11 protein-coding genes and 2 pseudogenes are annotated in these 12,254 nt (G+C 41.2%); 6 read left to right on the plus strand and 7 right to left on the minus strand.

Annotated features, from left to right (window positions below):
- Window positions 1-268 precede the first annotated feature (268 nt).
- Window positions 269-540 (minus strand): annotated as a pseudogene (locus Q1J64_RS03565) (IS4 family transposase); the annotation flags it as partial.
- A gap of 27 nt (window positions 541-567) precedes the next feature.
- Between Q1J64_RS03565 and Q1J64_RS03570 the strand changes: the two are divergent.
- Window positions 568-792: a hypothetical protein gene (locus Q1J64_RS03570; protein WP_301107718.1), complete on the plus strand. Its 225-nt coding sequence runs from the start codon at window positions 568-570 to the stop codon at window positions 790-792.
- Between the two features lie 68 nt (window positions 793-860).
- Here the strand turns inward: Q1J64_RS03570 and Q1J64_RS03575 are convergent, their stop codons facing one another.
- From Q1J64_RS03575 to Q1J64_RS03590, 4 genes are all read right to left on the minus strand, one after another.
- Window positions 861-1,958 carry an Ig-like domain-containing protein gene (locus Q1J64_RS03575; protein WP_301107719.1) on the minus strand — a complete coding sequence of 366 codons (1,098 nt, stop codon included), beginning with the start codon at window positions 1,956-1,958 and terminating at the stop codon, window positions 861-863.
- A 230-nt stretch (window positions 1,959-2,188) separates the two neighbouring features.
- Window positions 2,189-2,473, minus strand: coding sequence for a hypothetical protein (locus Q1J64_RS03580; protein WP_301107720.1), 285 nt, complete (start codon window positions 2,471-2,473; stop codon window positions 2,189-2,191).
- A 647-nt stretch (window positions 2,474-3,120) separates the two neighbouring features.
- The gene (locus Q1J64_RS03585; protein WP_301107721.1) at window positions 3,121-3,672 is read right to left on the minus strand and encodes a DUF7713 domain-containing protein; all 552 of its coding nucleotides are present in this window, start codon (window positions 3,670-3,672) and stop codon (window positions 3,121-3,123) included.
- A 207-nt stretch (window positions 3,673-3,879) separates the two neighbouring features.
- Window positions 3,880-4,737, minus strand: coding sequence for a DMT family transporter (locus Q1J64_RS03590; RefSeq protein WP_301107722.1), 858 nt, complete (start codon window positions 4,735-4,737; stop codon window positions 3,880-3,882).
- Between the two features lie 574 nt (window positions 4,738-5,311).
- On the opposite strand from Q1J64_RS03590, the gene Q1J64_RS03595 reads away from it, so the two are divergent.
- From Q1J64_RS03595 to Q1J64_RS03615, 5 genes and pseudogenes are all read left to right on the plus strand, one after another.
- Window positions 5,312-5,917 (plus strand): hypothetical protein, encoded by a 606-nt coding sequence (locus tag Q1J64_RS03595; RefSeq protein WP_301107723.1) that lies wholly within the window; start codon window positions 5,312-5,314, stop codon window positions 5,915-5,917.
- A 383-nt stretch (window positions 5,918-6,300) separates the two neighbouring features.
- Window positions 6,301-7,338 carry a tripartite tricarboxylate transporter substrate binding protein gene (locus Q1J64_RS03600; RefSeq protein ID WP_301107724.1) on the plus strand — a complete coding sequence of 346 codons (1,038 nt, stop codon included), beginning with the start codon at window positions 6,301-6,303 and terminating at the stop codon, window positions 7,336-7,338.
- A 109-nt stretch (window positions 7,339-7,447) separates the two neighbouring features.
- The gene (locus tag Q1J64_RS03605) at window positions 7,448-7,906 is read left to right on the plus strand and encodes a tripartite tricarboxylate transporter TctB family protein (RefSeq protein WP_301107725.1); all 459 of its coding nucleotides are present in this window, start codon (window positions 7,448-7,450) and stop codon (window positions 7,904-7,906) included.
- 19 nt (window positions 7,907-7,925) lie between these two features.
- Complete coding sequence (locus tag Q1J64_RS03610; protein ID WP_301107726.1) at window positions 7,926-9,431, plus strand: tripartite tricarboxylate transporter permease; 1,506 nt, start codon at window positions 7,926-7,928, stop codon at window positions 9,429-9,431.
- A 42-nt stretch (window positions 9,432-9,473) separates the two neighbouring features.
- Window positions 9,474-9,674: pseudogene (locus tag Q1J64_RS03615) on the plus strand (methyl-accepting chemotaxis protein); the annotation flags it as partial.
- A 40-nt stretch (window positions 9,675-9,714) separates the two neighbouring features.
- Here the strand turns inward: Q1J64_RS03615 and Q1J64_RS03620 are convergent.
- Both Q1J64_RS03620 and Q1J64_RS03625 read right to left on the minus strand, forming a co-directional pair.
- Entirely contained in the window at window positions 9,715-10,398 is a 684-nt protein-coding gene (locus Q1J64_RS03620; RefSeq protein WP_301107727.1) for a response regulator, read from the minus strand.
- Window positions 10,399-12,009 carry an ATP-binding protein gene (locus tag Q1J64_RS03625; protein WP_301107728.1) on the minus strand — a complete coding sequence of 537 codons (1,611 nt, stop codon included), beginning with the start codon at window positions 12,007-12,009 and terminating at the stop codon, window positions 10,399-10,401.
- Window positions 12,010-12,254: the final 245 nt, after the last annotated feature.

Raw genomic sequence — 12,254 nt, forward strand, 5'->3', positions numbered from 1 at the left:
TAAAGATGGATTTCACAATAATAAAATAGAGTAATCCATAGTTTCTAGATAGAATATGAAAAAAATGGGTTTTAATTGTAATATTCTTGCATTTGGTGTATTTTTTCTTATATCTTAACTAGTTTACACATGGCATCACTAGCGTCGCATATATAAGTTCGGAATGTTTCGTCTGCTTTTTTTCTGCCAACAAGTAAAAAAAGACAGGAAGATTTCATTTTTTTTATCTTATCTTTTGACTACTGTCACAGACACTAACAGAGTAATATTACGGTACGCTTTTTCCTTCGATTTTGCGAAGCCAGATATGTTGTAGACTTCCATAAGGATGCTTTATTGTCGACTAATCTGTATGTAGGTTCGCGTAAAATTGGGAGGCTGTTGAGCCAAGACATTCAGGAATTCGACGATCATCACGATGTATACTTGACTATACACACCTTTCTGACGTTGGGCGTAGCACTTTTTGTTATTTAAATGTTGTTTCATGATGAATAATTCAACATCCCAGCGAGACTTGTACAATTCCGTGATTTTATCCATCTTTTCGTAGAAGCGCAGCTGACTTTGAAACAAGGAAGCTACTTCACGGTCTATGATTACGAAGCCAACTACAGAGTGCTGGTTGAGAGTACGACGAAAACGATCAAAGTAAAAGGTGGCACGTTCCGCAATGTCATCATTTTTCGATACCCGAACGGAGCTAGAGAATATTTGGCGAAGGGCATTGTTATTATTAAGAGTACGGACAGTAAAGGAACAGCTTATACTGAGTTGGTTTCTGTAAAATAAGGGAAATGACCATAAAAGCCCCTGCTGTTGATTGACAGCAGGGGCTTGTTTTGATTCTTGAGTTATTTTTACTTAATCCAGAAGCTCATTTTAACAGAGTTCTTTAACTTTTTTCCATCCTGGCTGGAAATATCATTTCCGATATACAGAGTATACAAGCTGTTTGTTTTATAGGCCTGCAATGGTGTTACGATGATAGCTTGCTTATTAGCATCATATGCCATTGCAGTTTCAATTAAGTTATTATTTGCATCGTATACAACGATAGATAGCTCAGACAATGTCTTCTCGTCCAGCTTTTGATTGAACTTGATGACCCATTCTTTTGTTGTGAGTTTTTCTTCGCGTTCTTCTTTGATTTCAGCTTCATGATCGTTTTTAATCTTGTCCATGATGGAAGTCTGGATGCGCCCTAAGTCTTCAAGGGATGCAGCGAGTTTCATTTTCAGTTCTGCGATCCGGCCGGCACGCTCTTTAATCATAGCTGCGTCTGCTCCGGCTTCTGCCAGACGGTTAAGTTGTAATTCGACAGCGGCAAGACGTTTTTCTAACTCGCCAAACTTACCGACGTAATCATTGTATTCTTCTACTGCTTCTTCTAATTCTTCAGCTAAATCTTCTTCCGCTTCAGCTTGATCTTCTGCTTCGTCGTCGTTTAGCATGCCTTCCTCAGAAGAACCATTGGTTTCATCAGACTTTTCAGCGTCTTCATTTTCTGACTTGTTAAATTCTGTACTGGCAGCAGGTTTTTCATCGATAGCTGTTTTAGGTGTAGTCTGCCCGGCTTCGCTATTTAACTGGCGCTGCTGTTTCTTTTCCTGATCATCTGATGAATCATCATCATCATCTTCATCTTCATCTAATTTAGCAAACTTGTGGTTATATTTATTGATTTTCTGTTCTATTTTTAGTAGCTGTTTATCGATTGACTTGAATTCTTTCTGAATCGCTTTTTCTTTTTTAGCCTGTTCTTTCTTTAAAGCTTCTTCTTTTTTGAGCTGTTCTTTTTTCTGATCTTTATTCAATACTTGCTCATTCTGCTGATCTGCAGTAATGACTGGCTGCTGATCAGCCGGCTGTATTTCTGCGGCCAATGATGATTGACTGAAGATCATACTTGTAGTAAATAGAGCGGTAAAAATACCTAATTTATGTTGTAGACGCATGTCTGTTCCTCCTGTATTATGATCTATTACTCTCTTAAATCATACTCCTGCTTACTAGGAATATGCAAAAGAAAAAAGGATGACTTTTTAAGGTTAAAATAAATAATTCTCACAGTGAATAGTACATTCTTCCTTATTTACCTAGAGAGGATTACGAGTCCTGCAGATTGTTTGTGTATAAAGATTTCACAAGGGTGGATTGCTATTGCTTAGATTAATTCGTTGGTTTTCTAATGACTGAATACGTATTTGTGCTGATCTACTTGTCTGTAATTCATCCTTTTGGCTAAAGAGAATACGTCGTTCTTCTTCATACTGTTTTTTAATCTCTGTGCGTAATAATCATTCCCGCCAGACAAGTCTGCTATTTTTCCATTCAGCACGGAAAGTTTTTTATTGAAATCATCCAGTGCTTCCTCATATTGGCGGTTCGTATAATTGCCAATGGGATTCATCCTACTGATCTCTAATATCTTTTTATCAATAATGGATTGATTATTATGCCTTTCATACAAATAAGCGTCCTCCATTAATATATTTTCATAAGAACGATACTTCAACTGCGCTTTTCGGTCTGCCAGGAGATATTCTTGCTCTTTCTGAATCTTCACAAGATCTTTTGTTACACAAGAGGTGGAAGCGAAAATGATTACGGAAAAAATACCTTTGGATGAGTATTTGTGCAGGGGGATGGAGTTGATGACTGTTCCATCTTGAGCAGTTATAGAATACGAAAAGCTCTGCAGGTTATGCAGAGCTTTTTGATTGTGAATGGTACCAGATACACACACAATTAAACATGGGCATTCTCTGTATCGTAGTGGTATGCATATAGTAAGAAAAGTCCGGGTGCAGTAAACAACCAGTCGATACTGCTGACATCGCATGAAGTATAGTCGGCCAGTCTTACGATAGTTTTGGCATAGGAGAAACTCCACTGTTAAATGCCGTCCAGTAGAGGAGAGTTGCTTTTTTATTCATGTAGAATAATCATCGCCTCACTAGCAACTGCCGCTGATGCGAAGAACATTCCTTAATTGAATCATATGTCTAACTAACTGGATATAACAGAAGGCCGCTGCGATGGATGAAGCTGTTTGCGCATTTCTAAGCCGTTCTCATCTTCAGTTTGGCAAGGCGAACGAGTATTATGTATACCATCTTATCCATCATACTCCTCCGCCAACTCCTTCATTTCGATTTTCACCTGAAAGCCTTCAAATGCCATCAGGAGGCCGCCGACTTCTTCCCAGTTATATGGTTTACCGTCTATAATGACGAGCGGTGCTTCGCTGTCGGTTTCATTATAGGAAAGCACGCCTTTTAAGTGATGCTCTTTGACAGCAGTGTACGGCTGGCCGTTTGAATACTTTCCTGTTTTAAGATAAGTCTTCAATAGGCCTCTCTTGGTCTTTGCTTTCAACTTATCGAACAGTATGTGCTGATCGGCATCTAACTCTCCGTCCACTGCAAATTCATAGCCGTGCTCCCATCGTTCGCGGGCTGTCAGCAGAATTGCCGTTCCCATGAGCAGACGTTCCACTTCGAAAATACGCTGAGTATCATTTGTATCAGCAACGGAAAATGTATTAGGCAGCTCGGGCAGGTCTACGTCAAGTTTCTCCGCCATTATGGCATTATAGCAATCCATGCAAAGTGGCTGTCCGTCGTACTGTACGTGCACCGCATCGATGCCGCAAATCGTACATTTCATGTAAATCACTCCGTTTTTTATGTTCATTTTATCACAACCGTTACTTTAATTTAATCATTCTCTCAAACTGGTTTTCCAGAAAGAATTGATATGTTTGCGTCCTGCATACTGCAAAGTCGATAATGAATTTTTTTAAATAATTGTGTAGAGACTTGTTTGAAATAGAATTTTAGAAACAGTGCTTATACTCATCAGAATCATCCAGTGTCAGGTCAAAGCAGGCTTCTTATTCTTCAAAAACATATAAAAAGAAGCACCGAAAATAATGAAATAGCCCAAGATGCTGTAAAGATCAGGCACTTGGCCAAGGAAAGAGAGGCCGAGCAGAGCGGTGAAGACGACCGTGAAGTAGTTGAATACTGAAATGTCCTTGGCGGGCGCAAATTTGTACGCGAGTGTGATACCGAACTGGCCGATGGTCGCAAATACCCCGCCGAGCAGTAAATACACTGTCTGCTGCATTGTCATCGGCTCATAGTTGTAGATGACGAACGGCAAAAGCACAACCGTCGTGAATCCTGAAAAGTAGAAGACGACTGTATAAAACTGCTCCCGGTCGCCCAGTGCACGAAGCGCAGTATAGGCGGCGCCGGCAAAGACAGCGGACATTATTCCTGCTGCGTAGGGTACGATATCGAGCGAAAATGAAGGCTTGATAATAAACAGCGTACCGAGAAACGCAGCGATGATGCTGTATATCTGGTACGGTTTCACAGTTTCCTTTAAAAAAATGGCTGCAAATATGATCGTGAAAAATGGACTCATTTTATTGAGCATATCTGCGTCTGCCATGACGAGATGATCGATTGCATAAAACAGCAGAATAATTCCGATCATGCCGAGTGTCGACCGCAGCAGCAGGAGCGGCTGGTTTTCCCGTTTGCCAAAGAAACGTTCTTTGAAATGGAGTACGAAAAAGAAGGATATAATCATCGACACGCCGTTCCGGAATATCGTTTTTTGTAGCGTTGGCACGTCGCCAGATAATTTAACGAACAGCGTCATGATAGAGAAGCCGAACGCAGAGAGTAAGATGAGTAAAATCCCTTTATTTTGATTAGTCATAGTTGTCACCTGTCCTTATTGTGTCCGGTATGTATGATAGCATGAAGTGAAGAGTTTTTGTACCATCTTACATAGCGTTAAGAGAAACCCTTCGAACGGACACTTACTATTGCTCAAACAGTAGATGTCAATGTCTTGAACTTACTCCATCCTGTGTTATTTGAAATTAGAAGCAAACATGTAATATTCAGGGTTTTCAACTCATAACCAATTTGAGAAGCAGTTGAACGGGCTTGTGTTTGGGAGATAAATGAAAATCTTCATTGATTTTGGGGCTTATTCCTTCGCATCCATCCTGCTAGCTATGCATCAGGAAGAAGTTCTAGAAGTCTATAGCCTGTATCATTTGGCTGAGCGAGCTTTAAAGATTAGCTACAGGATCCTCGAACAACCAGAATAGGTAACATCCATTCACAAAATATGGCGATATAAATCGAAATGGAATAAAATTCATTTTCACTCACTATATCGATTGAAAGTTCATTTTATAAGTTTACGAAAGCCTAATTCAATGTATTGCCGCCCAATAAGGAAAGGGAATTCAATATTTTATAAGGTGCTTTGTGCCATTGTATTGCTGTTTACAACAATCGCACCTGCAAACGTTATGGCGAGTTTGCAGACTCAAAATGATTACAGTATTACGGTCTTCCCGGGAGCAGAGGGCAGAACACTTACAAATGCTGAAGTGTACATGCGTACAGCTAATCGCGGATGGATAAATTTTAATCAAGTAATGGAAAATGGAAACATTCAACTGAAAACTAATACGGAAGGTTTGCCTTCTACTTCTAAGGTATTGTTGAATATCCGTTATGTAGAGAATGAAAAACAGTATCAACTGATTGAAGAAGTGATACTGACAAAAGAACAAAATCAGTTTACGATACCAAATTCGGAATCACTATACGTTCTTACTGAAAACAACTGCTCGGAAATTAAACGAACTGTCGCATTCGCTACTGTGCTAGTACCGTCATACACTTCTCCAATAACAGTCGATCCGAACAAAGACCTATCAGAAAATCAAGAATTGAAATTAGTAGCAAAGGTATCTGAAGGACAGTCTTCATCGCTTTCTAAGCCTGTTACGGTGAAATACAGCCCGGATGTTCCGGAAATTAAGGATCCTCTTTCGAAACGGCCGGAAATGACCGTAAAATCATGGCTTTTCGTCTGATAAAAATCGAATCCTTCCCTCAGCTTCCTTGATGAATTTTTTCATCGTGCAGCGCTGCTGATGACGATACAGACTTCACGCCGTTGTCGGAATAGCGTGCGAACTAGATGGTGCGCAGGCACCCCTCGAACTATTGAAATGAAAGGAAAGAAAGACTTCTGATCGATACAAATCAGAAGTCTTTCTTTCTTTTTTTAGTTCGGTTGTCAGAATTGTGTCTGAATTGTGTGGCACACAGGCACCACCAGGGTATTTCGACAAAAACTTTATGAACAATAAAGAATCAAAGAACAGTAAATTCTTTACCGCCTAAATATTGTGTACGATTCATTTGTGATTATACTGAATATTGTACCAACACAATTACAGGGGGGGAATTAAATATGAAGCAAAAAAAGAATTTATTTTTAATTATTATGCTGTTGACTTTGGGAGCGATTTTAACAGCGTGTTCCAGTGGCGACGGGAAAGAAGCAGAAAAGCCTGCTGTTGGTGGAAGTGATGCTGCGGCAGGCGACTGGAAACCGACGAAGCCAATCGAGTTCATTGCTCCATCTGGTGCTGGCGGTGGGTGGGATACAACAGCTCGTGCCTCTTCAAAAGTTTTGGAAGAAGAGAAAATAGTTGAACAGCGTTTTGCGGTAGTGAATAAGCCGGGTGGCGGAGGAGCGATTGGCTGGTCTTATATTGACAGCAAAGATACGGACGACCATCTGTTATTTGCAACATCGCCGCCGATTATGTTCGTTCCGTTGAATAATCAGTCGGACCTCGGTCATCAGGATTTTACCCCGATTGCAGCACTTACTGCAGATTACGGTGCGTTTCTTGTGAAAGCGGATTCGCCATTTGACACAATGAATGATCTTGTGGAAGCGATGAAAAAAGATCCGACTTCCATTTCAGTAGTGGGTACTTCTTCTCCGGGCAGTATGGATCACATGCAGTTCGTCAAAGCGGTCCATGCAGCAGGTGTTGATGCGAAGTCAGTCAAGTACGTATCCTCTCAAGATTCAGCTGGCATGACCATGCTGCTCGGCGGTCAGGTGGAAGTGTACTCTACAGATGTTGGTGAGGCAGTGGAGCAATACAGAGCAGGCAATGTAAAAGTTCTTGCCGTGACTGCTGAAGAGCGGATTGAAGGAGATGTGGTTTCAGAGTTCCCAACATTAAAAGAACAAGATATCGATGATTCATTCGTTATTTGGCGCGGTATTATGGGACCGAAAAACATGAGTAAAGAAGCAGCAGCCTTCTATGAAAACGCTTTAAAGGAAATGTCTGAAACGGAAGCCTGGAAAGCTGAACTTGAGCGTTACGGATGGGATGGTAACTGGATGGGCAGCGAAGAATTCAAATCGTTTCTGGATAAAGACTATGAATCTATAAAATCTTTGATGGAAGAAATGGGACTCAGATAAGACAAGAACGATTAGATGAAGGATGGTCTTTCTCCATCCTTCATTTTTTAAATGAAGGCTTATACAACCTCCATGACGAAAAACTTCGCGTATAAAAAGGAGTGTATTTATGTTACGGACAATGGATCGGAAAGTATCTTTGATCATTATGGCTTTGGCAATATTCTATTTGATTTTGAGCTATCGTTTACCAAAGTTAGCCTTTACTAAAGTGGATGCAGATGTACTGCCTTTAGGATTGGGATATCTTTTGTTAGGGCTGGCGGTTATTCTATTCATTCAAAACAAACCTGAGACGGAAGAGCAAAAGGAAAGGCGAAAGATAAAAAAGGAAGATCTCAACCTGTTGCTTGTGACGCTGGCTGCTCTTATTTTATATGTCTTTTGTTTAGAATTTTTAGGCTTTGTCATTACCACTATCGTGTTTCTTTCACTAACGATGAGAATGTACGGGTACATGAACTGGATGCGTAATATAATCGTGTCCTTCGTTTTTACTTTCGTTCTCTATCTTTCATTTAACTACTTATTGAAAATTTTTCTTCCGCAGGGAATTTTGCCATTTTAAAAAGAGAGGAAGTTAACAGATGAGTACAATCGACAGCATACTATATGGTTTTGAAGTAGCTCTTACTTGGCAGAATATCATGTTTGTCTTTATAGGAGTGCTGGCTGGTACTGTAATCGGCATGTTGCCCGGATTAGGTCCAATCAGTGCGATTGCAGTAATGATTCCATTAAGCTATGGCATGCCGGCTTCTTCGGCATTAATTTTAATGGCTGGTGTGTATTATGGAGCTATATTCGGAGGATCCACTTCATCCGTTTTGCTGAATGCACCGGGGATTGCATCAACAGTCGCCACTACGTTTGATGGCTATCCGCTCGCCAGGCAGGGAAAGGCGGGAAAGGCATTGGCCACAGCTGCAGTGGCCTCCTTTATCGGAGGTACGTTTGCAACAATCGGTCTTATGCTGGTTGCCCCGCAGTTATCCAAGGTGGCTCTGTCATTTGGCCCTTCTGAATATTTCGCACTGATGTTGCTGGGCTTGACTGCAATTGCTTCCCTGTCAGAGGGTTCCACTGTAAAGGCCTTTATTTCCGCTACTGTCGGAATTATGGTTGCCACAATTGGAATTGACAGTCAGACGGGTACACAGCGGTTTACATTTGGAGCAACTAAACTACTAGACGGCATTGACTTCTTGGTCATTGCACTTGGTCTCTTTGCACTTGCCGAAGTCACCACGCTCATTATTAGCCGTAAGGAAAGCTTGTTCCAAAAAGGCAGCAATATTGGCAGTTTGAAGATTACAAAGGAAGAAGTTAAGGAAATGGCAGCTCCAGTTGGAAGACAATCGGTAATGGGTTTTTTCATTGGAGTTTTACCAGGTGCCGGAGCCACTATTGCTTCCTTCCTTGCCTACATCACTGAGAAAAAACTCTCGAAAAATCCCGATTCCTTTGGTAAAGGAAATATCGTCGGGGTGGCAGCTCCTGAATCAGCGAATAACGCGGCGGCAGGCGGATCATTCGTTCCATTGCTAACATTGGGTATTCCAGGATCAGGAACAACAGCCATTATGCTGGGGGCTTTGCTTGTAGTCGGTGTCCAGCCGGGACCTATGCTATTAACGGATCATCCCGATGTTTTCTGGGGTGTCATTGCGAGTATGTATATTGGGAATATCATGCTCCTTGTTTTGAACTTACCGTTAATTCCGTATTTAGCCAGAATTCTTTATATTCCAAAAGGGATGCTTATATCTTTAATATTGATTTTCTGTCTGGTCGGTGTTTATGGCGTCAACTTCAGCCAATTTGACTTATATGTCTTGATTATTTTTGGAGTAATCGGTTATTTAATGCGTATCCTTTCATTCCCGGCCGCTCCCTTTATATTGGCTTTCATCCTTGGTGGGATGATGGAGCAGTCGTTTCGACAGGCGTTGACTATTTCCAATGGCAATCTCAGCATTTTTGTCGAGCGTCCTGTATCTCTGGCGCTGTTGCTGGTCGCATTAGCATCTTTGTTTGTTCCTCTCATTCTTGGGAAACTTACAAAACGTAAAAATGGTGCCAACGCTGCTTGATTTAGAATGGTGGAGGGGAGACAGATGCCGCTTTCCGTTTCAATGAAGCTTAGACTTGGTTTAGTTCTTGCTCAAATAGTCACAGATAACATCAAAGATATTTCTGAACAGACTAATATGCTCGCGCTGAATGCAGCGATTGAAGCTTCACGTGCAGGTGAAAGTGGAAATGGGTTTGCTGTTGTTGCCGAGGAGGTTGGAAGGCTAGCGGGACAAACTAAAACAGAACAGGCGGCAGGAAATACATCGCCTGTTCTGTTTCATTGTTCAACATCTAAATGGACTACACCTTGCGATAGAGGCGTTCCGGTCTACCAACTTGGCCGTATGCTAACTCCGCTGAAATGTCACCTAAAGACACCATGTATTCTAAGTAGCGGCGTGTCGTGGTCCGGCTCAGTCCGATTTGCTTTCCGAAGTTTTCGGCAGTTATTCCATCCAGGCTGAATGCAGATATTTTCTCTTGCACTTTCTGAAGAGTCAGTGGGTCGATGCCTTTGGGAATAATATGTTCTTGTTCACTGTTCTCGCGTACGCCTTGCAACAGCAGGTCAACACTTTCTTGCGTGATAGTATCCGTTGTAATAAGCTGCCGTCTATATTCAGCGTACTTTCGCAATGTTGTCTCAAAACGGTCATATAAGAAGGGCTTAATGATATAATCGATGACACCTCCCCGGATGGCTTCTTGAACGGTCTCTACCTCCTGTGCTGCCGTGATCAGAATGATATCTACTTCTCTGAAATACTTGCGCAAATGCCAAAGAACGTCCAGCCCATTACCATCTGGGAAATAAACGTCCAGAAGAACTAGGTCCGGTTGCAGCTTCGGTAATTCTTGCATTGCTTCTTTCACAGTGGAAGTTATCCCGCATACTTCAAAGCCATCTACTTTCTCAGTATATTTTTTATTTATATTGGCTACGCGAAAATCATCTTCTATAATCAGCACTCGAATCGTGTCCATTTAAACTCCTCCTTTTGGAATGACCACCAGGAAAGCGAGACCTCCCAGTTCACTTTCTGAAATAGTGATATAGCCATTCAAGTATTGCAGGGCCTGATCTACCAGGAATAACCCATGCCCCCGGTCCGTCCCCTGTTTTGTACTGAAACCTCTAGTAAACAGCAAGTCTTGATCTTCCTCAGAAAGTCCATTTCCTGAATCTTCAATCTCAAAAATAAAATCATTACCCAAATCGGTCATGAACAGATGAACTTCCCTTTGTGAAGAGCCGGAATCAAGAATCGCTTCAAACGCATTATCTAACAGGTTACCAAGAATTGTTACCAACTTTTCTCTTTGTATATGAGAGGGAAGATCCCTCAGGCTACTGTCCTTGTCTATAACGAAATCGACTTGTAGCTCATGTGCACGATTATACTTACCGAGCAGGATGGCACTGATCAACTTGTCTGGTACAGCCTCAAGCAGAAATTGGATGAGATCCTGATAGTTATTAGCTTCTTTGTTAATGATTTTCAATGCTTCCTGGTAGGATTCTAATTGAATCAGACCTGAAATAGTGTATAGTTTATTTGCGTATTCATGAGTTTGAGAGCGCAGTACGCCGGCATATTGCTGCACTTGTGATAGCTCTCTCGACAATTGCTCGATATACGTTTTCTTCTGGAAACTGGCAACGACTCCGGTAATTTTTCCGTTTGCTCGAATAGGTACCCGACTGACGATAATTGGATTATTATTAATAATAATTTCTTGGTTGTAATGATTTTTGCCGTCCCGTAAAACATCCAATAATTTAGTCTCGGGCAATAAATCCAGAATATGACTCTGTGCAATATAACTACTAGTATTAATATTCAATATTTTGTAAGCGGCTTCATTTATGGTCGAGATATACCCCTGATCATTGATTGCAATGATACCCTCATGTACGGATTCCAGAATCGCACTCCGTTCCTGAAAGAGTCTTCCTATTTGTTTAGGTTCAAGACCGAATATCGCCCGTTTTACTTCTTTCGAAATTAGAAATGCACCAATGATGGAAACCCCGAGTAACAGGATGACAAACAAAATGATCTGGTTTTCATATTGCTGAGCAGTTTCGTGCACTGCAGTGTTTAAGATCCCTACAGAGACAAGTCCCACAATCTCTCCATTGTTATCGAAGATTGGGACTTTCCCTCGAATAGAGGGTCCGAGCGTTCCTTCAGATTTAGATATGTAGGAGGTTCCTTCGTTCAGGGCAATGTAATTGTCCCCGCCTACCATCTTCTTTCCTATCTTATCTTCATTCGGATGAGAATAGCGTATGCTCTCTTTGTTCCCAACTACGATAAATTCGGCACCTGATTTCAGGCGAATCTCATCTGCCAGAGGCTGGATGATTTCAGCAGGATTCTGTTCATTAAACGCCGACTTTATTGAAGGAATGGAAGCAACTGCCTCCGCTACATTCAATGCACTTTTTCCAATCTGGGCCTCTACTGACTTGGTTAAAATAGAGTTGAATGAAGTACCTAACACCGTAACCACTATGAGAAAAAGGCCCATGATTAATAATACTAACTTTGTTTGCAAAGTGAAATTATTTATGTGGTTCCATAATCGCATTCTTCACACCTGTTTTTCCATTTGATTTTAAATAAGTCATACTGCTCATGACAATGCAAAAGTGTCCCACGTTCTGTTGTTAACTTCTATTATGTCGTTAAATATCCAAATTTGCAATATAATCCCCACTTTTTTAACCGTTGCTATGTGTGGTGCGGTACTTTCTGTCCGTCTTTGTCAATAGTGGATTTTTCTATAACTGCAGACTGATTGAGAAGAGGTTTTCAAAAATGCTGGCGAAGGAC

Source organism: Sporosarcina sp., assembly GCF_029257255.1.
Classification (GTDB): domain Bacteria; phylum Bacillota; class Bacilli; order Bacillales_A; family Planococcaceae; genus Sporosarcina.

Excerpts from the sequence above, each read along its gene's own strand:
- Q1J64_RS03605 (WP_301107725.1), top strand. The coding sequence starts at position 7,448 with ATGTTACGGACAATGGATCGGAAAGTATCTTTGATCATTATGGCTTTG.
- Q1J64_RS03590 (WP_301107722.1), bottom strand. The coding sequence starts at position 4,737 with ATGACTAATCAAAATAAAGGGATTTTACTCATCTTACTCTCTGCGTTC.
- Q1J64_RS03600 (WP_301107724.1), top strand. The coding sequence starts at position 6,301 with ATGAAGCAAAAAAAGAATTTATTTTTAATTATTATGCTGTTGACTTTG.
- Q1J64_RS03610 (WP_301107726.1), top strand. The coding sequence starts at position 7,926 with ATGAGTACAATCGACAGCATACTATATGGTTTTGAAGTAGCTCTTACT.
- Q1J64_RS03620 (WP_301107727.1), bottom strand. The coding sequence starts at position 10,398 with ATGGACACGATTCGAGTGCTGATTATAGAAGATGATTTTCGCGTAGCC.
- Q1J64_RS03625 (WP_301107728.1), bottom strand. The coding sequence starts at position 12,009 with ATGCGATTATGGAACCACATAAATAATTTCACTTTGCAAACAAAGTTA.
- Q1J64_RS03575 (WP_301107719.1), bottom strand. The coding sequence starts at position 1,958 with ATGCGTCTACAACATAAATTAGGTATTTTTACCGCTCTATTTACTACA.
- Q1J64_RS03585 (WP_301107721.1), bottom strand. The coding sequence starts at position 3,672 with ATGAAATGTACGATTTGCGGCATCGATGCGGTGCACGTACAGTACGAC.